This window comes from Streptomyces sp. NPDC006552 (genome assembly GCF_040611655.1).
Classification (GTDB): domain Bacteria; phylum Actinomycetota; class Actinomycetes; order Streptomycetales; family Streptomycetaceae; genus Streptomyces.
This window is the reverse complement of sequence record NZ_JBEXOS010000018.1, coordinates 1-25445: the sequence shown is the minus strand read 5'-3', so window position 1 is coordinate 25445 and position 25445 is coordinate 1. Positions and strand designations below refer to the sequence as shown.

The 25445-nt window shown below is 72.7% G+C and carries 23 protein-coding genes and 1 rRNA gene; 6 read left to right on the top strand and 18 right to left on the bottom strand.

Going from position 1 to position 25445, the window contains the following annotated elements; genetic code table 11:
• Both ABZY33_RS13785 and ABZY33_RS13780 read right to left on the bottom strand, forming a co-directional pair.
• On the bottom strand, positions 1-927 hold the full coding sequence (locus ABZY33_RS13785; protein ID WP_356491743.1) for an LLM class F420-dependent oxidoreductase: 927 nt from the start codon (positions 925-927) through the stop codon (positions 1-3).
• 88 nt (positions 928-1015) lie between these two features.
• The gene (locus tag ABZY33_RS13780; RefSeq protein ID WP_356491742.1) at positions 1016-2281 is read right to left on the bottom strand and encodes an amidohydrolase family protein; all 1266 of its coding nucleotides are present in this window, start codon (positions 2279-2281) and stop codon (positions 1016-1018) included.
• Between the two features lie 222 nt (positions 2282-2503).
• Between ABZY33_RS13780 and ABZY33_RS13775 the strand changes: the two genes are divergently transcribed.
• From ABZY33_RS13775 to ABZY33_RS13765, 3 genes are all read left to right on the top strand, one after another.
• The gene (locus tag ABZY33_RS13775; RefSeq protein WP_356491741.1) at positions 2504-5491 is read left to right on the top strand and encodes a BTAD domain-containing putative transcriptional regulator; all 2988 of its coding nucleotides are present in this window, start codon (positions 2504-2506) and stop codon (positions 5489-5491) included.
• Positions 5492-5713: 222 nt separating this feature from the next.
• Positions 5714-5893: a hypothetical protein gene (locus ABZY33_RS13770; protein WP_356491740.1), complete on the top strand. Its 180-nt coding sequence runs from the start codon at positions 5714-5716 to the stop codon at positions 5891-5893.
• A gap of 214 nt (positions 5894-6107) precedes the next feature.
• Complete coding sequence (locus tag ABZY33_RS13765; RefSeq protein ID WP_356491739.1) at positions 6108-6230, top strand: hypothetical protein; 123 nt, start codon at positions 6108-6110, stop codon at positions 6228-6230.
• Between the two features lie 29 nt (positions 6231-6259).
• Here the strand turns inward: ABZY33_RS13765 and ABZY33_RS13760 are convergent, their stop codons facing one another.
• The 7 genes from ABZY33_RS13760 to ABZY33_RS13730 form a co-directional block, all read right to left on the bottom strand.
• Complete coding sequence (locus ABZY33_RS13760) at positions 6260-7459, bottom strand: winged helix DNA-binding domain-containing protein (RefSeq protein WP_356491738.1); 1200 nt, start codon at positions 7457-7459, stop codon at positions 6260-6262.
• A 30-nt stretch (positions 7460-7489) separates the two neighbouring features.
• Positions 7490-8482, bottom strand: coding sequence for a porphobilinogen synthase (gene hemB, locus ABZY33_RS13755; RefSeq protein WP_356491737.1), 993 nt, complete (start codon positions 8480-8482; stop codon positions 7490-7492).
• 98 nt (positions 8483-8580) lie between these two features.
• Entirely contained in the window at positions 8581-10257 is a 1677-nt protein-coding gene (locus ABZY33_RS13750) for a uroporphyrinogen-III synthase (RefSeq protein WP_356491736.1), read from the bottom strand.
• Entirely contained in the window at positions 10254-11219 is a 966-nt protein-coding gene (gene hemC, locus ABZY33_RS13745; protein ID WP_356491735.1) for a hydroxymethylbilane synthase, read from the bottom strand. The genes ABZY33_RS13750 and hemC overlap by 4 nt, the downstream gene beginning before the upstream one ends.
• The gene (locus ABZY33_RS13740) at positions 11216-12871 is read right to left on the bottom strand and encodes a glutamyl-tRNA reductase (RefSeq protein ID WP_356491734.1); all 1656 of its coding nucleotides are present in this window, start codon (positions 12869-12871) and stop codon (positions 11216-11218) included. Before ABZY33_RS13740 ends, hemC begins: the two co-directional genes overlap by 4 nt.
• Positions 12868-13659: a redox-sensing transcriptional repressor Rex gene (locus ABZY33_RS13735; RefSeq protein WP_356491733.1), complete on the bottom strand. Its 792-nt coding sequence runs from the start codon at positions 13657-13659 to the stop codon at positions 12868-12870. The genes ABZY33_RS13740 and ABZY33_RS13735 overlap by 4 nt, the downstream gene beginning before the upstream one ends.
• 332 nt (positions 13660-13991) lie before the next feature.
• Positions 13992-14270, bottom strand: a complete 279-nt coding sequence (locus tag ABZY33_RS13730) for a glutaredoxin family protein (RefSeq protein WP_356491732.1) — start codon at positions 14268-14270, stop codon at positions 13992-13994.
• Between the two features lie 168 nt (positions 14271-14438).
• On the opposite strand from ABZY33_RS13730, the gene ABZY33_RS13725 reads away from it, so the two are divergent.
• The 3 genes from ABZY33_RS13725 to ABZY33_RS13715 all read left to right on the top strand — a co-directional run bounded on the left by ABZY33_RS13725 (position 14439) and on the right by ABZY33_RS13715 (position 18126).
• Positions 14439-15386, top strand: coding sequence for an HAD-IB family hydrolase (locus tag ABZY33_RS13725; protein WP_356491806.1), 948 nt, complete (start codon positions 14439-14441; stop codon positions 15384-15386).
• Positions 15387-15682: 296 nt separating this feature from the next.
• A complete protein-coding gene (locus ABZY33_RS13720; protein ID WP_356491731.1) occupies positions 15683-16480 on the top strand; it encodes an ECF subfamily RNA polymerase sigma factor, BldN family in 798 nt (265 codons plus the stop codon).
• A 425-nt stretch (positions 16481-16905) separates the two neighbouring features.
• Positions 16906-18126 (top strand): DUF5667 domain-containing protein, encoded by a 1221-nt coding sequence (locus ABZY33_RS13715; protein WP_356491730.1) that lies wholly within the window; start codon positions 16906-16908, stop codon positions 18124-18126.
• A 60-nt stretch (positions 18127-18186) separates the two neighbouring features.
• Here ABZY33_RS13715 and ABZY33_RS13710 read toward each other — a convergent pair whose 3' ends face one another.
• The 9 genes from ABZY33_RS13710 to rrf all read right to left on the bottom strand — a co-directional run.
• Positions 18187-19209 carry a lysophospholipid acyltransferase family protein gene (locus ABZY33_RS13710; protein WP_356491729.1) on the bottom strand — a complete coding sequence of 341 codons (1023 nt, stop codon included), beginning with the start codon at positions 19207-19209 and terminating at the stop codon, positions 18187-18189.
• Between the two features lie 14 nt (positions 19210-19223).
• On the bottom strand, positions 19224-20327 hold the full coding sequence (locus tag ABZY33_RS13705; RefSeq protein ID WP_356491728.1) for an NAD-dependent epimerase/dehydratase family protein: 1104 nt from the start codon (positions 20325-20327) through the stop codon (positions 19224-19226).
• Positions 20328-20585: 258 nt separating this feature from the next.
• Positions 20586-20684: an AURKAIP1/COX24 domain-containing protein gene (locus tag ABZY33_RS13700; RefSeq protein ID WP_003948845.1), complete on the bottom strand. Its 99-nt coding sequence runs from the start codon at positions 20682-20684 to the stop codon at positions 20586-20588.
• Positions 20685-20855: 171 nt separating this feature from the next.
• The gene (locus tag ABZY33_RS13695) at positions 20856-21068 is read right to left on the bottom strand and encodes a helix-turn-helix domain-containing protein (RefSeq protein WP_356491727.1); all 213 of its coding nucleotides are present in this window, start codon (positions 21066-21068) and stop codon (positions 20856-20858) included.
• 129 nt (positions 21069-21197) lie between these two features.
• Complete coding sequence (locus tag ABZY33_RS13690) at positions 21198-22013, bottom strand: phosphatase (RefSeq protein WP_356491726.1); 816 nt, start codon at positions 22011-22013, stop codon at positions 21198-21200.
• Between the two features lie 165 nt (positions 22014-22178).
• Positions 22179-23354: an acetoin utilization protein AcuC gene (locus ABZY33_RS13685; protein WP_356491725.1), complete on the bottom strand. Its 1176-nt coding sequence runs from the start codon at positions 23352-23354 to the stop codon at positions 22179-22181.
• Entirely contained in the window at positions 23305-24519 is a 1215-nt protein-coding gene (locus ABZY33_RS13680; RefSeq protein WP_356491805.1) for an MFS transporter, read from the bottom strand. The genes ABZY33_RS13685 and ABZY33_RS13680 overlap by 50 nt, the downstream gene beginning before the upstream one ends.
• A gap of 138 nt (positions 24520-24657) precedes the next feature.
• On the bottom strand, positions 24658-25302 hold the full coding sequence (locus tag ABZY33_RS13675) for an HAD family hydrolase (RefSeq protein ID WP_356491724.1): 645 nt from the start codon (positions 25300-25302) through the stop codon (positions 24658-24660).
• A gap of 62 nt (positions 25303-25364) precedes the next feature.
• Positions 25365-25445: ribosomal RNA gene (rrf, locus tag ABZY33_RS13670) — 5S ribosomal RNA — on the bottom strand; the annotation flags it as partial.

Sequence of the window (25445 nt, the reverse complement as noted above, 5' to 3'; positions counted from 1 at the left end):
TCAGCTCAGTCGGGGTGCCACGCCGGCGGCGAACGCCGCCATCTGGTCGACGAGTTCGGCCCTGCCGCGGCTGCGGAAACGGACCTGGATCTGGTGCACGCCCATGGCCGCGTACGCGCGCAGCGACTCCGCGATCCGCTCCGGCGCGCCGGTGAGGGTCCGCCGGCCCACGTCCCAGCCGGGCGCCCCCACGTACAGCGGCTCGGCGATGGCGCCGACGGTGAGCGGTGCCTCGATGCCCGCCTCGGCGCGCAGCCGCCGCAGCGTCGCGATCTTCGCCGGCAGTCGCTCGCGCGGATCGCCCTGCGGCAGCCAGCCGTCGCCCTTGAGCGCGGCGCGCCGCACGGCGGGCGCCGACGAGCCGCCCACCCAGAGCGGGACCCGCGCCTGAGCGGGCCGGGGCCGCTGCCCGAGCCCCGAGAAAGAGAACAGTTCGCCCTTGAACTCCGGGAACTCCTCGGGCCCCAGGGCCGCCTTCAGCGCGTCGACGCTCTCGTCCAGGAGAGCCCCGCGGCGCGCGAAGTCGGCGCCGAGCGCCTCGAACTCCTCCCGGACGTGGCCGGCCCCGACCCCGAGGACGAGCCGCCCGCCGCTGAGGTGGTCCAGGGTGGCGTACTGCTTGGCGGTGGCGAGCGGGTGGCGCAGCCCGACGACGGCGACGTGGCTGAGGAGGCGGACGCGCTCGGTGAGCCCGGCGAGGTAGGAGAGGGTGGCGACGGGGTCGTACCAGGTCGTCGACATGGCCCCGGCGAGCCGCCGCGGGATGGCGACGTGGTCGCAGCAGGCGATGTAGTCGAAGCCGCCCCGGTCGGCGGCGCGGGCGACCTCCGCGAGGTCACCGGCGCCGGCCGCCGCCTCCCAGGGTTCGGCGTACAGGGTGGACCGGGACTGGACCGGGAGCTGTATCCCGTAGGCGAGCCGCGCCATACCCGAACTCCTGCCTGACGGTGCGTCACAAGCGAGCCGGGGCCCATCCTCGTACCTGACGCTCCGTCAGACAAGGGTCCGGGCGGCGTCACACCCCGGGGCTCCAGAGCCCGTCGGCCGTCAGACCGAGCAGCTCGATCGCGTTCCCCCGCACGATCCGCTCCACCGTCCCGGCGTCCAGGTGCGCCATCTGGGCCTCGCCCACCTCCCTCGACCTGGGCCAGGTGGAGTCGGAGTGCGGGTAGTCGGTCTCGTAGAGCACGTTGGCCGGGCCGATGGCGTCGAGGTTGCGCAGCCCGAAGGCGTCGTCGAAGAAGCAGCCGAAGACATGGTCGGCGAAGTACTCGCTCGGTGGCCTGCGGACCTTGCCGGCGACGCCGCCCCAGCCGCGGTTCTCCTCCCACACCACGTCGGCGCGCTCCAGGATGTACGGGATCCAGCCGATCTGGCCCTCGGCGTACATGACCCTGAGCCGTGGGAAGCGTTCGAACTTGCCGCTCATCAGCCAGTCCACCATCGAGAAGCAGCAGTTGGCGAAGGTGATGGTGGAGCCGACGGCGGGCGGCGCGTCGGCGGACGTGGACGGCATCCTGCTGCTGGAACCGATGTGCATGGCGATGACCGTGCCGGTCTCGTCGCAGGCGGCCAGGAACGGGTCCCAGGCGTCGCCGTGGATGCTGGGCAGCCCCAGGTGCGGCGGGATCTCGGAGAAGGCGACGGCGCGCACGCCCCGGGCCGCGTTCCTGCGCACCTCGGCGGCGGCCAGTGCGGCGTCCCAGAGCGGGACGAGGGTCAGCGGTATCAGCCGCCCGCGCGCCGCCGGCCCGCACCACTCCTCCACCATCCAGTCGTTGTAGGCGCGCACCCCGAGCAGCCCCAGCTCCCGGTCCTTGGCCTCGGTGAAGGTCTGGCCGCAGAAGCGCGGGAAGGTGGGGAAGCACAGGGCGGACTGGACGTGGTTGGCGTCCATGTCGGCGAGGCGGGCGGGGACGTCGTAGGAGCCCGCGCGCATCTGCTCGTAGGTGATGACCTCCAGCTTGATCTCGTCGCGGTCGTGGCCGACGGCGGTGTCGAGCCGGGTGAGCGGCCGGTGCAGGTCCTCGTAGACCCACCAGTCACCGATCGGCCCGTCGTCGCCCGGCGCTCCCATGACGGGCGCGAACTTGCCGCCCAGAAAGGTCATTTCCTTCAGGGGCGCGCGCACGACGCGCGGTCCGGTGCCGCGGTACTTCTTCGGGAGGCGGTCGGACCAGACGGCCGGGGGCTCGACGGTGTGGTCATCGACGGAAATGATCCGGGGGAACTCACCGGTTTTCGGGGCGTTCACTGTCTTTCCGGTCTCCGTGGTCTCCATGGGCTCACGGTAGCGCCGATCTGACGGCCCGTCAGCTGCCGGATGCGCGGCTCCGTCCGCGTGAGGTGTCTGTGATGGCTGTCTCCCACGGCTGACGTATCCGCCATGAACAAGGCAAACTGGCGGGGTCGTCCCCGACGGGCCGTCCCTTCGACGGCGCGCCGCCTGGACGACGCGGACACGACGACGCGACCGGTGCTTGTGCGGCGGCAGGGGGCAGCGATGGACGGTGGAGCGCGGGTACCGGAGCAGCGGCGGCCCGGCGCGGCCGGGGCGGTCCCGGACGTGCCGCCCGCCGCGGGCTCCGGCCTGCGCTTCAGCGTGCTCGGACCGGTACGTGCCTGGCGCGGCGGCGAACCGCTGGCGACGGGCTCGCCCCAGCAGCGGGCGCTGCTCGCGGCCCTGCTCCTGCGCGAGGGCCGCACGGCGACGGCGGGCGAGCTGATCGACGCGGTCTGGGGCGGGGACTCGCCCCAGCAGGCGCTGGCCGCGCTGCGCACGTACGCCTCCCGGCTGCGCAAGATCCTCGGCGCGGGCGTCCTGGTCAGCGAGGCGGGCGGGTACGCGATCCGCTCGTCGAGCCCCGACGCCCTGGACCTGACCGCCGCCGAGTCCCTCGCCGCGGACGCCGAGAAGGCCCGCCGGGCCGACGAGCCGGGCCGGGCGCGGAGCCTGATGAGCAAGGCCCTGGACCTGTGGGACGGCGAACCGCTGGCCAACGTCCCGGGGCCGTACGCCGAGACGCAGCGTGCCCGCCTGGAGGAGTGGCGGCTGCAACTCCTGGAGTGCCGGCTCGACATGGACCTGGAGCAGGGCTGCCACGCGGAGGCCGTCTCCGAACTGACCGCCCTGACGGCGGCCCACCCGCTGCGCGAACGCCTGCGCGAGCTGCTGATGCTGGCGCTCTACCGCTCCGGCCGCCAGGCCGAGGCCCTCGCCGTCTACGCGGACACCCGCCGCCTGCTCGCGGACGAGCTGGGCGTCGATCCCCGCCCGGGCCTCTCCGAGCTCCAGCAGCGCATCCTGCGGGCCGACCCGGCGCTCGCCGAGCCCTCGGCGCCCGCCGCCGAGCCGACCGCGACCCTCGTACGCCCCGCCCAACTGCCGGCGACCGTGCCGGACTTCACCGGCCGGGCCTCCTTCGTCACCGAGCTGAGCGACGTGCTCTGCGCCGCGTCCTCCGGGACCGGCACCGGCTCGGTGATGGCGGTCTCGGCGGTGGCGGGCATCGGTGGCGTCGGCAAGACGACGCTCGCCGTGCACGTCGCCCACGCCGCCCGGTCCGCCTTCCCCGACGGCCAGTTGTACGTGGACCTCCAGGGCGCCGGGGCGCGCGCGGCGGAGCCCGAGACGGTCCTCGGCTCCTTTCTGCGCGCCCTCGGCACGGCCGACGCGGCGATCCCGGACACCCTGGAGGAGCGGGCCGCGCTGTACCGCTCCACGCTCGACGGCCGCCGCGTCCTGGTCCTGCTGGACAACGCGCGGGACGCGGCCCAGGTCAGGCCGCTGCTCCCCGGCACGGAAGGGTGCGCGGCGCTGATCACGGGCCGGGTGCGGATGGTCGATCTGGCCGGGGCGCACCTGGTGGACCTGGACGTGATGTCCCCCGAGGAGGCGCTGCTGCTCTTCACCCGCATCGTCGGCCGCGAGCGGGTGGCGGCCGAGCGGGAGGCCGCGCTCGACGTGGTCGCGGCCTGCGGCTTCCTTCCGCTGGCCATCCGCATCGCGGCGTCCCGGCTCGCGGCCCGCCGCACCTGGACGGTGTCGGTCCTCGCGGCGAAGCTCGCCGACGAGCGCCGGCGCCTGGACGAACTGCAGGCGGGCGACCTGGCCGTGAAGGCCACCTTCGAGCTGGGCTACGGGCATCTGGAGCCCGGCCAGGCACGGGCGTTCTGCCTGCTCGGCCTCGCGGACGGCCCCGACATCTCGCTGGCGGCCGCGGCCGCCGCCCTGGACCTGGAGATCGAGGAGACCGAGGACCTCCTGGAGTCCCTGGTCGACACCTCCCTGCTGGAGTCGGCGGCGCCGGGCCGCTACCGCTTCCACGACCTGGTCCGCCTCTACGCGCGTGCGTGCGCGCAGCGCGACGAACTGCCCCCGCGGGAGCGGGACGCGGCGATGTCGCGCCTCCTCGACTTCTACCTGGCGACGGCGGCGCGGATCTACGCGATCGAGCGGCCCGGCGACCGCCTGGTCGACGACCTGGAGCCCACCGACCACCCCGGCCTGCGCTTCGCCGCGGGCGCGGCCGCCCTGGACTGGCTGTACGCGGAGGCGTCGGCCCTGCTGGGGTGCGTGCGCCAGGCGGCCGGCACCGACCGGCTGCGCCGCGCGGTGGACCTGCTCTGGGCGGCCAGGGACCTCGCCGAGTCCGGTGCGAACGCGCACCAGTACGAGGCGACGGCCCGGGCCATGTGCGAGGCGACGCGGGCGGCGCGCGACATCCGTGCGGAGGGCCGCGCCCGCGCCACCCTCACCAACGTCCTCCTGGTCTCCGGCCGGATCCGGCAGGCCGAGGAGGAGGCGCGGCGCGCGATGGAGTCCGCGACCGCCGCGGGTGATGCGACCGCCACCAGCTGGGCGGCCCAGGACCGCGGTGTCATCGCGCTGCACCAGCACCGCTACCGGGACGGCAAGGTCTTCTTCGACCAGGCCATAGAGGGGTTCAGGGCGGCCGACAACGGCCTGTGCGAGGCCACCGCCCTGTGCAACCTCTCGCGCGCCTACATGGGGCTCGGCGACACCCTGAAGGCGGTCGAGTTCGCCCAGCGCGGTCTCGCCGTCCACATCGAGGTGGGCAGCACGATGCGGCTCGGCAACGGCCACTACGCCCTCGGCGTCGCCCTCATCACGGCGGGCCGGCACCGTGAGGCCCTCACCCAGTTCTCCGAGGCCCTGACCATCTTCATGGACCACCGTCAGCGCCTGTGGGCGGGCACCACGCACTTCCGGATCGCCGAGGCCCACCTCGGCGCGCACCGCCCCGCGCAGGCGGCCCAGCACGCCGAACAGGCACTGGCGCTCCAGTGCATCGGCGGCGACCGGATGCAGGGCAACGTCCTGACGCTCCTGGGCCACGCCCTGTCCGCGCTGAACCAGGCGGACCGGGCCGGGGCCTGCTGGCGCGAGGCGCTCAACCTCTACCAGGAGCACGGCGCTCCGGAGGCCGCCGAGGTCCGCGCCCTGCTGGCACCGGCCACCGCGGCCTGAGCGCTCCCGGGCGCGGGGCGCCCGGTCGCGGACCGCCGGCGTTCAGCATTCGTTTATCGCCATCGGGCAGTCTGGCCTCAGTCACACCGTCGCGTCGGGGGGCAGACGGTCTGACCAGGAGCCCGAGAGATAGCGTGCGGCTCCGAGCGCCCGTCCGGCGACCCTCGGGGGAGTCTCCGGGCGGGCGTTCCTCACTGGCCCTGAGAAGAGGAATGTGACCGCATGAGCAACGTGAAGAAGAAGCCGATCGCCACTCCGCAGGACACGAACATGCCCAGCGAGCCGCTGGCGGAGCTGTCCGACATCACCACGATGGACACCAACATGCCGGCGCCGCCGAAGGACTCGGGCGCGACGACCCAGGACACCAACATGCCGGCGCCGCCCGCCACGGGCGTCTGAGGACCTTCTTCCCGACGGGGATCGGCCGCGGCGGCGCGGAGGGGGAGCCGCCGCGGCCGGAGCATCGCAGCGAGGGGCCGGGCGGACAGCCCGGCCCCTCGCCGCGTGCCCGGGGTCTTCCGGTGACCGCCGTGTGCGGAGCCTGTGGGGACGGCCGGACGCAAGACCCGGCCGGTGACAGAGCCGTCCCCGGACCGGGTCCGGTGTAACAGCCATGCAGGAGGACGCGGCGGGAGGGAACGCCAAGACGCTGCCGGTCTCGCTCGACCTGCCCGTCACCGGCTCCCCCTTAGACGCGGGCGTCACGGTCGACCCGGTCGGCACGGGCAAGCGGTAACCGCCCCGGCCGGGCGCCGGACCACGTCGCTAGCGGGCCTTCGACGGACCCGGTCCGAACACCCGCGTCCCGACCACCGGCAGCCCCTTCGCCCACCAGTGGTCATAGCGCCGGTACGCCGCCGCGTCCCGCTCTGCCAGCAACTGCCGCACCCCCAGCGCCTCCTGCTCCAGCGCCGCCCAGACCTCCCCCGGCAGCGGCCGGAACGCGCCCACCTCGACCCCGGATCCGTCCGGCGCCATCCGCCACACCCCGGCCACATAGCCGTCCACCAGCACCGTCGGCAGCACGTCCCCGTTCACCCGGGTCACGTGCTTGCGGTACGCGGGGTCCAGGACCCGGCCCCGGTCGGCGTAGGCCAGCAGCACGCTGTCCCACATCGCCATCAGCCGCGGCGGCGCGGGCGCCTCCTCCGCGACCCGGACCCCGCCCGGCACGTCGTAGAGCACCGTCCCGCCGGGTCCGGCGAACTCCTCCAGGCCGTCGCCGTCGCCGAGCGCCGCCCGCACCCGCCCCTTCTGCACCAGCGCGAACTGCGCCATGTCCGCCACCGAGGCCGGCCCGAACCCCTCCAGATAGCGGCGGATCAGCACCCGCAGCCCCGCCGCCACCGCCTCCGGGTCCCGCAGCCGCGGCCGGTGCGCCCGGCCCGCCGCCACATAGCGCTGCCCGCTCCCGGCGACGTAGGACCAGGGCGCGTCCGCCGCCGGCGCGTGCCACAGCGGCGCGTACTGCCGCAGCATCCGCCAGGCGGTCTTCGCACAGTCGGCCTCGATGCCCGTCCGCCCCCGCAGCCACTCCGCCAGCTCCGGCGCGCCGGACGGCTCCCCGGCCCGCTCCAGCAGCTCCGGCAGCAGCGCGTCCGCGTCCCCCTCGGTCAGCCCCGACGCCGTGAACCGCCGGTCCCGCAGCCGCGCGCCGCGCACCGTCGGCTCGACGGCGGCCCGGAAAGCGGCGTAGTCCTCGACGTGCACGGCGTGCAGCGTGATCCGCATCAGCGTCGACCGCACCACCCGCGCACCGGCCAGGGCCGCGTCCAGCTCCGCCGCCCGGAAGCCCGCCACCCGGTTCCACAGCGCCACATACGGCGAAGCGGGCTGCTGCGCCTGGAGCGCGACAACCCGCCGTACCGCGTCCTCCACCCCGAGCGGCCGCCGTTCGAGCAGCAACTGCCGGGCGAGGGTGGACCTGTTGAGGGCGCGCTCAGAGATCGCTGTCATGCCGCGCATTGTCCGCCACGCCCCGCCGGGCCCGAAGGCTCAGCCCAGGCGCCGGGCCACCTCGGTCGCCCAGTAGGTGAGGATCATGCTCGCGCCGGCCCGCTTGATCCCGGTCAGCGACTCCATGATCGCCTGGTCCCGGTCGATCCAGCCGCGCTCGGCCGCCGCCTGGATCATCGCGTACTCACCGCTGATCTGGTACGCGGCCACCGGCACGTCCGAGGCGTCGGCGACCCGGGCCAGGATGTCCAGGTAGGGGCCGGCCGGCTTGACCATGACCATGTCGGCGCCCTCCTCCAGGTCGAGCGCCAGCTCCCGCAGCGCCTCCCGGGTGTTGGCCGGGTCCTGCTGGTAAGTCTTGCGGTCGCCCTTGAGCGAGGAGGCGACGGCCTCGCGGAACGGGCCGAAGAACGCCGAGGAGTACTTCGCCGTGTACGCCAGGATCGCCACGTCCTCGCGGCCGATCTGGTCCAACGCGTCCCGGATGACCCCGATCTGACCGTCCATCATCCCGGACGGGCCGACGATGTGCGCGCCCGCGTCCGCCTGGACCTGCGCCATCTCGGCGTACCGCTCAAGCGTCGCGTCGTTGTCGACCCGGCCGTGTCCGTCCAGGACCCCGCAGTGGCCGTGGTCGGTGAACTCGTCCAGGCACAGGTCGGACATGACCAGCAGGTCGTCGCCGACCTCGGCGCGCACGTCCCGCAGCGCCACCTGGAGGATGCCGTCCGGATCGGTGCCGACCGTGCCGGCCGCGTCCTTCTTCTCCTCCAGCGGGACACCGAACAGCATGATCCCGGAGACACCCGCCGCGGCGGCCTCCGCGGCCGCCTTCTTCAGCGAGTCCCGGGTGTGCTGGTACACGCCGGGCATCGAGCCGATCTCCACCGGGGCGCCGATCCCCTCGCGCACGAACGCGGGCAGGATCAGATCGGCCGGATGCAGCCGCGTCTCGGCGACCATCCGCCGCATGGTGGGGGTCGTCCGCAGCCGCCGGGGCCGCGCACCGGGGAAAGAGCCGTACCGAGTCACTGGTCTGTCACCTCGTACCTACGTGTACCAACACATACCTGCGTCAATGGAGCGGGGCGGGCACCCGGCCGAAACCGGGCACCCGCCCCCACTGTCCTCTACGGGGCGGCGCGCCTGCGCCGCGCCCCCGGCCGCCGCTCGCTCGGCCGCGTCACCGGATCACCCGCCTCGACGGCGGCGTCCCGGCGCCGCGCGCCGAACTCCGCGAGCGCCGCGGCCAGCTTGTGCACCGACGGCTCCGGAGCCATCACGTCGACCCGCAGCCCGTGCTCCTCGGCGGTCTTGGCGGTGGCCGGGCCGATACAGGCGATCACCGTCACGTTGTGCGGCTTGCCCGCGATACCGACCAGATTGCGCACGGTGGACGACGACGTGAACAGCACGGCGTCGAACCCGCCGCCCTTGATCGCCTCCCGCGTCTCGGCCGGCGGCGGCGAGGCGCGCACGGTCCGGTAGGCCGTGACGTCGTCGACCTCCCAGCCCAGCTCGATCAGACCGGCGACGAGCGTCTCGGTGGCGATGTCCGCGCGCGGCAGGAACACCCGGTCGATCGGGTCGAAGACCGGGTCGTAGGGCGGCCAGTCCTCCAGCAGACCGGCGGCCGACTGCTCGCCGCTGGGCACCAGGTCCGGCTTGACGCCGAACGCGATCAGCGCGCCGGCCGTCTGCTCGCCGACCGCGGCGACCTTGATCCCGGCAAAGGCACGCGCGTCGAGCCCGTACTCCTCGAACTTCTCGCGCACCGCCTTGACCGCGTTGACCGAGGTGAAGGCGATCCACTCGTAGCGGCCGGTGACCAGGCCCTTGACCGCGCGCTCCATCTGCTGCGGGGTGCGCGGCGGCTCGACGGCGATCGTCGGGACCTCGTGCGGCACCGCGCCGGCCGACCTGAGCTGGTCGGAGAGCGAGGCCGCCTGCTCCTTGGTGCGCGGCACGAGCACCTTCCAGCCGAACAGCGGCTTGGACTCGAACCACGACAACCGGTCGCGCTGGGCGGCGGCGGAACGCTCACCGACCACGGCTATCACCGGGCGGTTGCCCTCCGGCGACGGCAGCACCTTGGCCTGCTTCAGCGTCTGCGCGATGGTGCCGAGCGTCGCCGACCAGGTCTTCTGGCGGGTCGTCGTCCCGGCGACGGTGACGGTCAGCGGGGTGTCCGGCTTGCGGCCGGCCGCGACCAGCTCGCCGGCGGCGGCCGCCACCGAGTCGAGCGTCGTCGAGACGACGACCGTGCCGTCGGAGGCGCCGACCTCGCTCCAGCAGCGCTCGGAGGCGGTGCGGGCGTCGACGAACCGGACGTCGGCGCCCTGCGCGTCGCGCAGCGGGACACCGGCGTACGCGGCCACGCCGACGGCCGCCGCGACACCGGGCACGACCTCGAAGTCGATGCCCGCGGAGGCGCAGGCGAGCATCTCCTCGGCCGCGTACGTGTCGAGGCCGGGGTCGCCCGGGACCGCACGCACGACCCGCTTGCCGCCCCGCGCGGCCTCCATGACAAGATTGGCCCAGTCCCTCAGAGCCGGGACCACGACGGCAGTTGACGACCCGTCAGCAGGAGTCGTGCGCCCCGGCGTGCCCGCGTCGAGCACGGTGACGCCCGCTGTGGCGTGCGTGCGCACGACGTCGAGCACTTCGGGCTCGGCGATCAGCACATCCGCCCGGGCCAGGGCCTCCACGGCCCGTAGTGTCAGCAGTCCTGGGTCGCCGGGACCGGCACCCAGGAAGGTGACGTGCCCCGGTGCGCAGGCGGTCGATTGAGGCGTGGTGGGGCTCAAAGTGCTCGCTCCCCCATCAGACCGGCCGCACCCTTGGCCAGCATCTCGGCGGCGAGTTCCCGCCCGAGCGCCAGCGCCTCGTCATGCGACGAGGGCACGGAACCGGTGGTGGACAGCTGCACCAGCTCGGTGCCGTCGGGGGTACCGACGACGCCGCGCAGGCGCATTTCGTTGGCAATCTGCCCGTCGGCCAGGAGGTCGGCCAGCGCACCCACAGGTGCGCTGCAACCGGCTTCCAGGGCGGCGAGCAGGGCTCGCTCGGCGGTCACGGCGACCCGGGTGTACGGGTCGTCCAACTCAGCGAGCGCGGCGGCGAGTTCACCGTTCCTGGCGGTGCACTCGACTGCCAGTGCCCCCTGACCGGGGGCGGGCAGGACGATGTCGGTCGCGAGGAAGTCGGTGACCTCCGCCGTGCGGCCGATGCGGCTGAGCCCGGCGGCCGCCAGGACGACGGCGTCGAGCTCCCCCTTCTCGACGTAGCCGATCCGGGTGTCGATGTTCCCGCGGATCGGCACGGTCTCGACGGTGAGGCCGTGGCTCCGGGCGTACGCGTTGAGCTGCGCCATGCGGCGCGGCGAGCCGGTGCCGATCCGGGACCCGGCCGGCAGCTCGGTGAAGGTCAGCCCGGACCGGGCGATCAGCACGTCCCGCGGGTCCTCGCGCACCGGCACGGCGGCCAGCGTGAGTTCCTCGGGCTGCGACGTCGGCAGGTCCTTCAGCGAGTGCACGGCGAAGTCGATCTCGCCGCGCACCAGCGCGTCGCGCAGCGCGGTGACGAAGACACCCGTCCCGCCGATCTGCGCGAGGTGCTCACGGGAGGTGTCCCCGTACGTGGTGATCTCCACCAGCTCGACCTCACGGCCGGTCAACTGGCGTACGGCTTCGGCGACATGCCCGGACTGGGACATGGCCAGCTTGCTGCGCCGGGTCCCCAGCCTCAGTGCTTTGTCGGCGGCGGTCATGCCGGGCCTCGATTCTTGCCTACCGTGCCGGTAGCGGATTCACGGTCTAGGGGGGTGGCCCGGGAGACGGCAGCCACCGTCTCCTGGTCCAGGTCGAACAGCGTCCGCAGCGCGTCCGCGTACCCGGCACCGCCGGGCTCGGCGGCCAGCTGCTTGACCCGTACGGTCGGCGCGTGCAGCAGTTTGTCCACCACGCGCCGCACGGTCTGGGTGATCTCCGCCCGTTCCTTGTCGGCCAGGCCGGGCAGCCGGCCGTCGAGCCGGGCGATCTCGTTCGTGACGACGTCCGCGGCCATCGCGCGCAGCGCGACCACGGTCGGCGTGATGTGCGCGGCCCGCTGGGCGGCACCGAACGCGGCGACCTCGTCGGCCACGATCGTGCGCACCTGGTCCACGTCGGCGGCCATCGGCGCGTCGGCCGAGGCGTCGGCGAGCGACTCGATGTCCACGAGGCGCACACCGTCGATGCGGTGCGCGGCGCCGTCGATGTCGCGGGGCATCGCCAGGTCGAGCAGGGCGAGCGCGGCCGGCCGCACCGGCTCCGGCTGCCGCTCGCGCCGCATCTCCGGCACCCGGCCCGCGGCGGCCAGCGCGGCGATGGCGTCGGCCTCGGAGGGGCGCACCCGCTCACCCGGCGCGTTGTCGACCCACACACCGTGCTGCTCCAGCTCGGCGGCGCCGAACCCGGCGACCGCCGCCTCGCCCTCGACGGAGAACCCGCCGCGCACGGGGGCGCCCGGGTCGGCGGGGCAGCCGTCGACCACGCTCTTCTGGCCGGCCGGGCCCGCCTGGGCCGGGACGTCGGCGCCCGCGGTGGGCGTGCGGCCCGCGACGGCCGCGCGTACGGCGTCGGCGGTCAGCACGAGTCCGGTCGCGCCGGTGCAGGAGATGGCGATGTCGGCACGTGTCAGTTCGGCGGCCACGGCGCCCATCGGCACGGCGCGGGCGGCGGTCCCGCCCTCGCCCAGGATCTCCACGAGCCGCTCGGCGCGCTCCGGCGTCCGGTTGGCGACGACGACCTCGGCCACTCCGGCCCGCGCCAGCGTCGCCGCGGCCAGCGACGACATGGAGCCCGCGCCGATCACCAGGGCGCGCTTGCCCTGCGCCCAGGCGGCCACCGGCTCCCCGGCGGCGAGCTGTTCGAGTCCGAAGGTGACCAGGGACTGCCCCGCGCGGTCGATCCCGGTCTCGGAGTGCGCGCGCTTGCCGACCCGCAGGGCCTGCTGGAAGAGGTCGTTGAGGAGCTTGCCCGCGGAGTGCAGCTCCTGCGCCCGGGCGAGCGTGTCCTTGATCTGGCCGAGGATCTGGCCCTCGCCGACCACCATCGAGTCGAGCCCGCAGGCCACCGAGAAGAGGTGGTGCACCGCCCGGTCCTCGTAGTGCACATAAAGATAGGGAGTGAGCTCGTCCAGGCCCACGCCGCTGTGCTGGGCGAGCAGCGTCGACAGCTCGGCCACCCCGGCGTGGAACTTGTCCACGTCCGCGTACAGCTCGATGCGGTTGCAGGTGGCGAGCAGCGCGGCCTCGGTGGCCGGCTCGGCGACCAGCGTGTCCTGCACCAGCTTGGCCTGGGCGTCCGCGCTCAGCGCGGCCCGCTCCAGGAGGGAGACCGGGGCGCTGCGGTGGCTCAGCCCGACGACGAGGAGACTCATGCCGGCATCACGGCGGGCACGTCCCCGTCGGGTCCCTTGCGGTCGGTGGTGGTGCTGCTGGGCTTGGTGACCTTGGCGGCGGGGCCCTCGACGCCCACGGCGCCCTCGGCCGCCGCGATGGCGGACTCGCCGGCCTTGCGCTGCTCGTGGAAGGCGAGGATCTGCAGCTCGATGGAGAGGTCGACCTTGCGCACGTCGACGCCGTCCGGCACGGACAGCACCGTCGGCGCGAAGTTCAGGATGGAGGTGACACCGGCGGCGACCAGGCGGTCGCAGACCTGCTGCGCGGCGCCGGCCGGGGTCGCGATGACGCCGATGGAGACGCCGTTCTCGTCGACGATCTTCTCGAGGTCGTCGGCGTGCTGCACCGACATCCCCGCGACGGACTTGCCGGTCATCGCCGGGTCGGCGTCTATCAGGGCCGCCACGCGGAACCCGCGCGAGGCGAAACCGCCGTAATTGGCCAGGGCCGCACCGAGGTTGCCGATACCGACCATGACGATCGGCCAGTCCTGCGTGAGGCCCAGCTCGCGGGAGATCTGGTAGACGAGGTACTCGACGTCGTAGCCCACGCCCCGCGTCCCGTACGAGCCGAGGTAGGAGAAGTCCTTGCGCAGCTTCGCGGAGTTGACTCCCGCGGCGGCCGCGAGCTCCTCGGAGGAGACCGTGGGCACCGAGCGCTCCGACAGCGCGGTGAGGGCCCGGAGGTACAGCGGGAGACGGGCGACGGTGGCCTCGGGAATTCCTCGGCTGCGGGTCGCCGGTCGGTGAGTTCGGCCAGTTGCCACGGTGCTCCTGCGGGTAGAGCGGGGCTGCGGGCGGCTACGTGTTCCTGGACCGCCCCGTCGAAAGCAGGCTATGTCTTTGTGAACGCGTGCACAAAGATGGTGTCCGATTTGCCCGGCCAACGTGACCGGGGTCACGCGCCCCCGGCGCACTGAAGCGGAACCGGCGCGGAGGCGGCTTCGTTGCTCACCTGTAGGGGGCAAAACCGCACACCTTCCTTACGATCCACGCCCCCGAGACCAAAACCGCCCTCGATCCTAGGCGACTTTCGGGACCAGTTGGACTCATCAGTCAGTGACGTGCGCGACCGCGGCCGCCCGTCGTGCGCACAGCGCTACTGCGTGAGCGCACGCCGCAGTCGCTCCTCCTTCACGCGCCAGAAGTCGTGCTGCGCGCCGTCGACGAGGACGACCGGGATCTGCTCCCAGTACTTGCGGTACAGCTCCTCGTCCTCGGTGATGTCCTTCTTCTCCCAGGCGGCGCCGGTCTCGGCGCAGACCTTCTCGATCACCGCCTGTGCGTCGTCGCACAGATGGCAGCCGGGCCTGCCGATCAGCGTGACGACACGCTCTTGTGGACTCTTCTTCTCACCACGACGGAAAATGGGACTCATACCGGCCATTGTGGCCTCACCACCACCCCTTGTACGACGCCGGATTTCCGCCGCAGGACAGCTTCCCGAAATCCGCGCGACTCCGGAAGCGCCGGGCCGACTGGCTATGCTCACGCCATGTCCCGCCCGTCGCCCGACCGCCCCCACGGTAGGAGGCACGCCGTGCCGCTGATTGGTTTCGGATGGCTCACCCCTCATCGGCGCCCCGCCACCGCGCGGAGCGTGCTCGCGGGCGAGGCGTCGGCGGAGGCCGCCCGCAAGACCTCCCTCGAAATGGAGGAGCAGGCGCCCCTGACGGGCGCCGCGGACGCCGCCCGCGCGGAACCGGAGTTCCCGGTCATGGGCGACGACAAGGCCGCCGCCTTCTTCGACCTGGACAACACCGTGATGCAGGGCGCCGCGATCTTCCACTTCGGCCGGGGCCTGTACAAGCGCAAGTTCTTCCAGCGCCGGGAGCTGACCCGGTTCGCCTGGCAGCAGGCGTGGTTCCGGCTGGCCGGGGTCGAGGACCCCGAGCACATGCAGGACGCCCGCGACAGCGCGCTGTCCATCGTCAAGGGCCACCGCGTCGCCGAGCTGATGTCCATCGGCGAGGAGATCTACGACGAGTACATGGCGGAGCGGATCTGGCCCGGCACCCGCGCCCTCGCCCAGGCCCACCTGGACGCGGGCCAGAAGGTCTGGCTGGTCACCGCCGCGCCGGTGGAGATCGCCACGGTCATCGCCCGCCGCCTCGGCCTGACCGGCGCCCTCGGCACCGTCGCCGAGTCCATCGGCGGCGTCTACACCGGCAAGCTCGTCGGCGAGCCGCTGCACGGCCCCGCCAAGGCGGAGGCCGTCCGCGCGCTTGCCTCCGCGGAGGGCCTGGAGCTGGGCCGCTGCGCCGCCTACAGCGACTCGCACAATGACATCCCGATGCTCTCGCTCGTCGGGCACCCCTATGCGATCAATCCCGACGCGAAACTGCGCACATACGCGCGCGAGCGCGAGTGGCGGCTGCGGGACTACCGCACCGGACGCAAGGCCGCGAAGGTCGGCATCCCGGCCGCGGCCGGGGTCGGCGCCGTGGCGGGCGGCACCGCCGCCGCCATCGCCCTGCACCGCCGCCGCCGCTGACCGGGGGTCCTACCCGGCCCGGTCCCGGGCCAGTCCCGCCGCTACCACTCGGCCACAACCCGTCATCGCCGTAGCCCGAACATGACCTGATCCGATCATCAAGTGGTCACTCTCTGGTGCTCGAACCATCGCCGATCAGCTACAGAAGTGACGTAATCGATGATTTGAGCAACTCGGTGTAGCGCTCCCTGCACGAAGCGTTATTCTCCTCAGACGCATTCCGGTACCCACACGTCAACACGACGAGTGAAAGGTTCCGCACTGCACGTGATGGAAGCTCTGCCTCTGGGAGTCCCGTGTTTCAACACGTCGGGGTTGACGCCTCGGGCCTGGCTACGCTGCGCGCAACGGTCATCGACCGCTTGCGCGGCTTCGTCCCCACCGCGTACGCCGTCCCCGCGCTCGCCGTCGCCGCACCCGCCGGCCCGTGCTTCGCCATGGCCGACTCCGGTGCCGCCACCGTCGGCAGACGGACCCGCTCCGGCGCCGCCGGCGCCTCCGGTACGTCGACGTCCACCCCTGCCCGCCGTCCCGCGGCGGACAGCGACAGCGCCCGCATGATGGAGCTGGTCGAGCGCGCCCAGTCCGGCGAGGCCGATGCCTTCGGCCGCCTCTACGACCAGTACAGCGACACCGTCTACCGCTACATCTACTACCGCGTCGGCGGGAAGGCGACGGCCGAGGACCTCACCAGCGAGACCTTCCTGCGCGCCCTGCGCCGCATCGGCACCTTTACCTGGCAGGGCCGCGACTTCGGCGCCTGGCTGGTCACGATCGCGCGCAATCTGGTCGCCGACCACTTCAAGTCGAGCCGTTTCCGCCTCGAAGTCACCACCGGCGAGATGCTCGACGCGAACGAGGTGGAGCGCTCCCCCGAGGACTCGGTCCTCGAATCCCTCTCGAACGCCGCCCTGCTCGACGCCGTCCGCCGGCTCAACCCCCAGCAGCAGGAGTGCGTCACGCTGCGCTTCCTGCAAGGACTCTCGGTCGCCGAGACCGCGCGGGTGATGGGGAAGAACGAGGGCGCGATCAAGACCCTCCAGTACCGGGCCGTACGCACGCTGGCCCGGCTCCTCCCGGACGACGCCCGCTGACCCCTCACCGTCCGCGATTGCCAACTCACCTTCTGTGCGGGCGAGATGCGATCGCGGTCGGATCATCTTTCGTCCGTAACCCAAGTGCCGCGCCGCTCGTTGTGCGGGATGCAGGCTCCCTGCGGTCACTCCTGGACCGGCCCCGCTCACTCGATCGTGTGCAGGCCGTCGGGGCGTGCAACCCGCAGAGCCTGTCTTTGAACCCCCGTCGTCCGCGCGAAGCGCGGGCGCAGCGGCGGTCGGTGCGTGCGATCGGCGTGCGGTGCCCCAGGTCCTGTGGCGGAGCCACCTGTCCTGGGGCACCGTGCGGCGAGTGTGCGTGCCGAGTGTCGGGGCGCAGGCGGGGTTCGAAGACAGGTTCTCCGGACCCCTTGGGGAGTCGACCACATGGGAGTCGACCGTCATGACGAGAGGAGGTGCCGCCAGTGATCGCCAACGTATCGGCACACCGGCGGGCGAACGCCTTCGCCGAGGCCCTGGAAGACCAGTCCGACCGGGACCCGGCGGCACAGCAGCCGGAAGAACCGGCCGCTCTGCAGAGCGACCAGCCCGATCAGACCGGCCGGGACAGTCTCCTGTCCCTGGCCACCAGCCTCGGCGAGCTGCCCAGACCGACCATGGACCCCGAGGTCAAAGTGGTGCAGCGGGCTCAGCTCGTCGCCGCCATGGAGGCCATGCTCCAGGAGGGCACCATCGGCGCGTCCGTGCCGGAGCAGCGGACCCGGGGGAAGGGGGCCCACCGGGCCACTTCCCTGGGCAAGCTGCGGCCGCGTTCGCGCCTGTCCAAGGGCATCGCCGCGGGCGGCCTCACGGTCGGTGTCGCCGCGGGAGCGTTCGGCGGTGTGGCCGCGGCCAGCTCCGACGCGCTGCCGGGTGACCACCTCTACGGCCTCAAGCGCGGCATGGAGGACCTGAAGCTGGGCCTCGCCGACAGCGACTCCGACCGCGGCACCCTCTACCTCGACCAGGCCTCGACACGGCTGAACGAGGCGCGGCGGCTGATGGAGCGCGACCGCGGCGGCCCCCTCGACCACGAGTCCCTGGGCGAGGTCAGACGCGCGCTCTCCGGTATGCGCTACGACGCGTCCGAGGGCCACCGGCTGCTCAGCGCGGCCTACAAGCGGGACGGTTCGCTCGGCCCGATCCAGGCGCTCTCCGCGTTCACCCAGTCCCACCGGCGGAGCTGGAGCGCCCTGCGCGACCGGCTGCCGGTCCAGCTGGGGGACGTCCGGGACCAGGTGAGTTCGGTCTTCGACGCCATGGACGAAGAGGTCGCTCCGCTGCGTTCGCTGCTGCCGGAGCCGCCCGCCCCCGGTGGCGGCACCGCGGGCACCGGCCGGAGCAGCGGTTCGGCGCCGGGCGGCTCCGGCACCGACCGGTCGACGCCGTCCGGTTCGGCCGAGCGCGAGCACCACGGCTCCAGCTCCACCAGGCCGAAGCCGTCCAGCTCCGGCAGCCACAAGGACGACGGTCTGCTCGGCGGGACCACCGGCGGCCTCCTGGAGCCGCCGCAGGACGAGTCGAGCCCGACGCCGTCCGACGACGGGTCCCGCACCTCGGGCCCGGCCAAGCCGGACGTGACGCTGCCCCCGCTCCTGCCGGGACTCCTGCCCGGCCTGGGCATCGACGGCGAGGACACCAAGTAGCGACCGGGGCCTGGGTACACCCCCCGGGCCCCGGTTCATACTCGCTTCCCGGGGACCGCCCTAGAAGAACACCGACCGCCGCTGTACCAACAGCTTGTACAGCGTGTGCTGGATCTGTTCCCGGACCTGGTCGGTCAGGTTGAACATCAGCATGGGGTCCTCCGCCGCCTCCGGCGGATACCCGTCCGTCGGGATCGGTTCCCCGAACTGGATGGTCCACTTCGTCGGCAGCGGCAGCGCACCGAGCGGCCCGAGCCAGGGGAACGTCGGCGTGATCGGGAAGTACGGGAAGCCGAGCACGCGCGCCAGCGTCTTCGCGTTCCCGACCATCGGGTAGATCTCCTCCGCCCCGACGATCGAGCACGGCACGATGGGCGTCCCGGCACGCAGCGCGGTCGACACGAACCCGCCCCGGCCGAAGCGCTGCAGCTTGTACCGCTCGCTGAACGGTTTGCCGATGCCCTTGAACCCCTCCGGCATCACCCCGACCAGCTCGCCGCGCTCCAGCAGCCGCTGCGCGTCCTCCGCGCAGGCAAGGGTGTGACCGGCCTTGCGGGCCAGCTCGTTGACGACCGGCAGCATGAAGACCAGGTCCGCCGCGAGGAGCCGCAGATGGCGTCCGGCCGGGTGGTGGTCGTGCACGGCGGCCTGGAGCATCAGGCCGTCCAGGGGGAGCGTCCCCGAATGGTTGGAGACGATGAGCGCCCCGCCCTCGGACGGTATGTTCTCCACGCCCTTCACCTCGACCCGGAAGTACTTCTCCGCGACCGGCCGCAGCAGCGACATCAGGACCTGGTCGGTGAGTTCCTCGTCGTAGCCGAACTCGTCGACCTCGTACTCCCCGGTCAGCCGGCGCCGCAGGAACGCGAGCCCGCCGGCCACCCGCCGCTCCCAGCCCGCCCGCTCCCCGGGCTCCGGCTCAGGCTCCGGCTGCTGCACCGGCAGCCGCTGCACCTCCTGGGCGCCGCCCGGCTCACCCGGGCGGCGCCCGCCGCCGGCCGGGCCTCTGCGCCGCCCGGCGCCCTTTCCGGTGGCCCCCCGCGACCTGTCGTCATCGAACGGAATGACCTTGGCGTCCGCCATCGTTCACGCGCTCCTCAGTTGGCGCTCTGCGTCGGGGGGTGGCCCGGGGCGCGGTCACCGCTCGTGCGGTCACCGTCCGCGTCGTCGCCGCTCAGGAAGGGCAGCGCCGCGATCCTGTCCACGGCTTCCGCCACCCGCTCGGGCGGCAGCAGCCCGGGCCCCCGGGCCCGGACGAAGTCCGCGAAGGTCTCCGCGGTCGTGTACCGGGGGCAGAAGCCGAGCGTCTCGCGCATCTGGGCCGTCGAGACCATCCGCCCGTGGGTGAGCAGCCTGATCTGCTCGGGCGAGAAGTCCGTCGCGCCCAGCGTACGCAGCGCGCTGCCCACCCAGGTCACGGCGGGCAGCGGCACCGGGACGGTCGGCCGGCCCAGCCGCCGCGAGCACTGCGAAAGGAGCAGGACCCCGTCCCCCGCGATGTTGAAGGTCCCGCTGTTGAGCGTGGAGCGCCGCGCCTCGTGCGACGCGATCCGCAGCACCTCGATCACATCGTCCTCGTGCACGAACTGCAGGCGCGGGTCGTAGCCGAACACGGTCGGCAGGACCGGCAGCGAGAAGTACGCGGCGAGCGGGGAATCGGCCCGGGGCCCCAGGATGTTGGCGAACCGCAGCACGCACACCGCGACATCGGGCCGGCGCCGGGCGAACCCGCGGACATACCCCTCGACCTCGACGGTGTCCTTGGCGAAACCGCCGCTCGGCAGCGACTTGGGCGGCGTCGTCTCAGTGAAGACGGCCGGGTCGCGCGGGGCGGACCCGTACACGTTCGTACTCGACTTCACGACGAGCCGCCGCACACCGGGCGCCTTCTGGCACGCGCCGAGGAGCTGCATCGTGCCGATGACGTTGGTCTCCTTCAAGGAGCTGCGGCCGCCGCCGGAGAGCGGGGTCCCGGTGACGTCCAGGTGCACGACCGTGTCGACGCGGTGCTCGGCGAGCAGCCGGGCGATGGCCGGCTGGCGGATGTCGGCCTGGAGGAAGTCCGCGCCGCCCAGGTGGTGCGCGGGCGGCACGGCGTCCACGCCGATCACCCGGTCGACCTCCGGATCCCGCTGGATCCGCCGGACGAACCGGCCCCCCAGCTGCCGGGCCACCCCGGTCACGAGCACGACCTTGCCCAAGATCAGCGCCTACCTTCCGTCCCAGCCCCCGCCGCGCGTCACATCCCCGCGTCGCGGCTCACGTTAGCGGTTCGCCGGTGCGCTGTGAGGACCGCGCGACGCACGAAGTGACGACGGCCACGGGTGCGCGTACAGCGCCGAGCCTGCACCGCCCGGTGCCAGGGAGACGAGTGGCCCGGCGGAAGTTGTCCGAAACGCACTGCGGCCCTCCCACCGGACGGTGGGAGGGCCGCAGACCGCGCTGTTGCGCAGCGACGCCTACTTCTTGTTGCGACGCTGCACGCGCGTGCGCTTCAGCAGCTTGCGGTGCTTCTTCTTCGCCATCCGCTTACGCCGCTTCTTAATGACAGAGCCCACGACTACCCTCGCTCACTTCTCGGACAACCCCCGCTGCGCGGGGACAATCACTCGGTGCGGGGCTGCATTGGGGCCCACACGACCTACGGAGGGCCAGCCTACCCCGCCTGAGCGCCGAGCTTGAAATCGAGGGTCCCGGAAGCCCCCGAAGGGGCTCCCGGACGCCGCCGATCAGCCCGTTTCCACCCCCACATAGGACTCGCGGAGGTACTCGTGAACCGCTTGCTCGGGGACGCGGAAGCTCCGCCCCACCCGGATCGCGGGCAGATGACCGCTGTGCACCAGCCGGTACACGGTCATCTTGGAGACGCGCATGACCGAGGCGACTTCCGCCACGGTCAAGAACTGCACCTCGTTCAGAGGCCTACTCTCAGCAGCAGCCATGACACACCTGAACCTTCCGCACTCGACGGCCACCGGCTTCCCCTTCCGGTGACTCAACGTCGTTGCGTGCTCACTCCCCAATGTAGGGGCGTGTGGTGCGAGTGGGGAAGAGGAGCAGCGATCGGCCGCCTACTGTGACAGACACGCTCGATTGAGTACATAGCGAGTAAGCGGTCGGTAGTAATCGGACCGCACGGCGTCATCAAGCGGAACGACGACGGAGACCTGCCCCTCGGCCTCCCCGACGAACAGCGCGGGATCGTCCGTATCCGCCAGACCGATGGCGTCGAACCCCAACTGACCTGCACCGCAGACCCACCCGTGGTCCCCGACGACCAGCTGGGGCAGCGGCCCGCCGCCCTCCGCACAGGCCGCCAGAGCGGTGCGAACCGGGAGCGGCGAGTGGGTGTGCGCCCCCCGCTCACCACCGGCGGACACCTCCCCGGGTTCGCGCACCAACGCGACTCCCCGTACGTAGTCGAGGTTGTACGTGCGTAGACCGAACCGGGTCGTTATGTCGACACGGTGACCCTGCGCGGGGGTGAGGACGGGACAGCCGAGTGTCGACAGGGCGTCCGCGAGCGCGGCGTAGAAACCGAGCAGGCGGTGCGGATGACCGGTCCCGAACAGTACCGGGGAGCGGGCGTGCGCAGCCCTGCCCAGCCGGTCGCCGAAGGCGTCGAGCGCCGCCAGGGTCCTTTCCGGATCGATGACGTCGAACCCCGTGGTGTGCCGGGGGTCCGCCGAGACCCCGCACCTTTCGGCCATCAGCGCGAGCAGCTCCCGCTGTCCCCAGGCCCACTGGGGATCGAGTCCGAGCAGCACACGCGGGTCCCGCGCCTCGAACAGCCGGTAACTGCGCAGACTCTCCTCACGGGACGTCGCCACAGGCCCGGCAAGCCGAGCCGCCAACAGATGCGCACGCAGGGTGCCGGTGCTCAACACGCCTGTGATGCTGGTGCATTGGGCGCCCGGATGCGCGCAAAACGGCCGAACGCCCCACACTTGGAGTAATCCCGGGCCGACTCCCCGCCCCCGCGCCGGGAGTTTGCTAGCGGCCGTGGCCCTCTCCCGGGCCGTCCGGGCGCACCGCCCCGCGGGTCGATACAGCTAGGGCAGCAGTCCCCGCAGCGGGAACGCCGCCTTCCGGGTGGCGAGGATCGCCTGGTCGAGACGGTCCGCCGGGTCGTACCCCGCCTCCCACGCCCGGTGCGCGACCGGCCAGCGGCCGTCGGTCATCCGGCCCGGCGCCAACTGCCGGGTCCGCGCGTAGACGTCCTGCTTCCAGCTCTCCGGGGTCAGCGTCCCGGGCGCGATCTCCCGGCCGGCCGCGATGGCCACCAGATGCGTCCACGACCGCGGCACGACGTCCACGACCGCGTATCCGCCGCCGCCCAGGGCGACCCACCGCCCGTCGGCGTACTCGTGCGCCAGCTCGTGGCAGGCGACCTGCACGGCCCGCTGCGCGTCGAGCGAGACCGCGAGGTGCGCGAGCGGGTCCTCGAAGTGCGTGTCGGCCCCGTGCTGCGTGACGAGGACCTGCGGGCGGAACTCCGCCAGCAGCTCCGGCACGACGGCGTGGAAGGCCCGCAGCCACCCCGCGTCCCCGGTCCCCGCCGGCAGCGCGACATTGACCGCCGTCCCCTCGGCGGGCCCCGCCGCACCGGTCTCCTCGGGCCACCCGGTCTGCGGGAACAGCGTCCGCGGATGCTCGTGCAGCGAGACGGTCAGCACGCGCGGGTCCTCCCAGAACGCGGCTTGCACCCCGTCCCCGTGGTGGACGTCCACATCCACGTACGCGACCCGCTCGACGCCCAGCTCCAGGAGGCGGGCGACGGCCAGCGCCGCGTCGTTGTACACGCAGAACCCGGACGCGGCCCCCGGCATCGCGTGGTGCAGCCCGCCCGCGAAGTTCACCGCGTGCAGGGCCTCCCCGCGCCACACCGACTCGGCGGCGCCCACGGACTGCCCGGCGATCAGCGCCGACACCTCGTGCATCCCGGCGAAGGCCGGATCGTCGACGGTGCCGAGCCCGTACGCCTGATCCGCCGCGGCCGGGTCGGCGGAGGCGGCCTTGACCGCCTCCACGTAGTCCTGGCGGTGCACGAGCCGCAGCGTCGACTCCCCCGCCGCCTTGGCGGCGACGACCGCCACGTCCCGGTCGAGTCCGAAGGCGTCGACGAGACGCCGGGTCAGGTCCAGCCGGACCGGGTCCATCGGATGCCCGGGGCCGAAGTCATACCCCGTCACCGCCGGGTCCCACATCAACTGCGCGCGGCCGCTCATGCTTTCCACCGTATCGGTCCGTCCCCGCGCCGAACGAAGGGGCGTACACGAGCGTCACCAGGACCAGCACCATCGGTACGAGCATCGCCCCGCGGTAGCTCCACGCATCGCCCAGCGCCCCCACCAGCGGCGAACCCACCAGAAAACCGACGTAGTTGAAGATGTTGAGCCGCGCGACGGCCGCGTCGGAGGCGCCGGGGAACAGCCGGCCCGCCGCGGCGAAGGTCTGCGGCACGATCACGCACAGCCCGAGCCCGAGCAGCGTGAACCCGAGCATCCCGGTCCACGGCCCGGGCGCCACCGCCACGACGCCGAACCCCACCGCGGCCACCACGGTCCCCAGCCGCACCACGAGCACCGCCCCGAACCGCCGCACCCCCACATCACCCACGGCCCGCCCGACCAGGGTCATCACCATGTAGACGTTGTAGGGCACGGTCGACAGCTGCTCCGAGCTGCCCAGCACGTCCTGCAAGTACTTGGCGCTCCAGTTGGAGACGGTCGAGTCCCCGATGTAGGCGAAGGTCATCACCAGGCACAGCGGCAGCAGCAGCTTGAAGACGAGGCCGCCCGCCTGCTCCCGCACCGCCGCCTCGGCCGCCCCGGTGCCGGCGTCGGCGTACCAGCGGCTCCCCAGCAGCACGCAGGGCAGCAGCACCACGACCACCGGCAGGTACAGCACGAACAGCGACAGGTCCCAGTGGGCCCCGGCCCAGGCGAGCGAGGCACCGACGATCCCGCCGAGGCTGTACACGGCGTGGAACCCGAGCATGATGCTGCGCCCGTACGCGCGTTGCAGGCTCACCCCGAGCATGTTCATGGACGCGTCGAGGGCGCCGACGGCCAGTCCGAACGCGCCGAGCGCGAGGGCCACCTGCCAGAGCGCCTCTCCCGCGCCCACCCCGAGCAGGGCGAGGAGCGCGACCGGCTGCGACCAGCGCAGCACCTGGCTGGGCCGTACCCGCTTCACCAGCTGCTCGGTGCCGACGCTCCCGGCGCCGGCGAGGATCGGCACGGCGGCCAGGAAGACGGGCAGCAGCCCGTCGGAGATCCCGTACTGGTCCTGGACGGCCGGGATCCGCGTCACCAGGAGCGCGAACACCACTCCCTGCGCGAAGAAGGACAGCCCCAGCGCCTGCCGGCCCCGGCGCATCGCCCCCGTGATCTTGTCCGCGCCGGCTCTGCCGCCCGCGCCACCCACGTCACCCGTGCCCTCGGTCATGGCGGCACAGCGTATGCCCCTGGGATACCGGTGGGTAGATGGATCACTCGGTCAATTCCCGGCGCCCCCGGCCGGTGCCAGTCACGCCAGCAGGCCGGGCAACTCGCGCATGTCCGCGAAGAGTTGATTCGTCCCGTCGAGCCGGGCGGCGGGTGTCATCGCGGTGAACCCGTACACGTCCATCCCGGCGGCCCGGGCGGCCTGCACTCCGAGCGGACTGTCCTCGATCACGACGCACTGCTCCGGCGCGGCCCCCATCGCGGCGGCGGCGTGCAGGAACAGGTCGGGGGCGGGTTTGCCGCGTCCCACGTCCTGCGAACTGAAGACGCGGCCGGGCCCGAACCACGCGTCGAGTCCGGTCGTCCGGTGTCCGACGCGGATGCGCTCATGGCTGCCCGAGGACGCGACGCAGTACGGCACTCCGTCGGCGGCCAGCTTCTCCAGTACGTCGACGACGCCCGGCACGGGCTTCAACTCCCGCTCGAAGGCGGCGAAGACCCGCCCGTGGAACACGTCGTCGAAATCCGCGGGCAGCCGCTCCCCGGTCCGCTCCAGCACCAGATCGTGTACGCGGTGCAGGGCGGCGCCCATGTAGTCACGCAGGGAGTCCTCGTACGAGGTCGGGTGCCCGAGTTCGGTGAGGTAGCCGGCGAGCAGGGTGTTGGAGATCGGTTCGCTGTCGACGAGGACACCGTCATTGTCGAAGATGACGAGTTCATAGCGCATATGACCGACCCTAAACGCAGAAAAGCCCCGTGCCGAAGGGCACGGGGCTTTTCTCAAAAATAGTTCGGCGGCGTCCTACTCTCCCACAGGGTCCCCCCTGCAGTACCATCGGCGCTATGAGGCTTAGCTTCCGGGTTCGGAAT

Coding starts and splice junctions, on each gene's coding strand:
- ABZY33_RS13785 (WP_356491743.1), bottom strand. CDS start 927: ATGGCGCGGCTCGCCTACGGGATACAGCTCCCGGTCCAGTCCCGGTCC.
- ABZY33_RS13780 (WP_356491742.1), bottom strand. CDS start 2,281: ATGGAGACCACGGAGACCGGAAAGACAGTGAACGCCCCGAAAACCGGT.
- ABZY33_RS13775 (WP_356491741.1), top strand. CDS start 2,504: ATGGACGGTGGAGCGCGGGTACCGGAGCAGCGGCGGCCCGGCGCGGCC.
- ABZY33_RS13770 (WP_356491740.1), top strand. CDS start 5,714: ATGAGCAACGTGAAGAAGAAGCCGATCGCCACTCCGCAGGACACGAAC.
- ABZY33_RS13765 (WP_356491739.1), top strand. CDS start 6,108: ATGCAGGAGGACGCGGCGGGAGGGAACGCCAAGACGCTGCCGGTCTCG.
- ABZY33_RS13760 (WP_356491738.1), bottom strand. CDS start 7,459: ATGCGCGGCATGACAGCGATCTCTGAGCGCGCCCTCAACAGGTCCACC.
- hemC (WP_356491735.1), bottom strand. CDS start 11,219: ATGACCGCCGCCGACAAAGCACTGAGGCTGGGGACCCGGCGCAGCAAG.
- ABZY33_RS13740 (WP_356491734.1), bottom strand. CDS start 12,871: ATGAGTCTCCTCGTCGTCGGGCTGAGCCACCGCAGCGCCCCGGTCTCC.
- ABZY33_RS13730 (WP_356491732.1), bottom strand. CDS start 14,270: ATGAGTCCCATTTTCCGTCGTGGTGAGAAGAAGAGTCCACAAGAGCGT.
- ABZY33_RS13710 (WP_356491729.1), bottom strand. CDS start 19,209: ATGGCGGACGCCAAGGTCATTCCGTTCGATGACGACAGGTCGCGGGGG.
- ABZY33_RS13695 (WP_356491727.1), bottom strand. CDS start 21,068: ATGGCTGCTGCTGAGAGTAGGCCTCTGAACGAGGTGCAGTTCTTGACC.
- ABZY33_RS13685 (WP_356491725.1), bottom strand. CDS start 23,354: ATGAGCGGCCGCGCGCAGTTGATGTGGGACCCGGCGGTGACGGGGTAT.
- ABZY33_RS13675 (WP_356491724.1), bottom strand. CDS start 25,302: ATGCGCTATGAACTCGTCATCTTCGACAATGACGGTGTCCTCGTCGAC.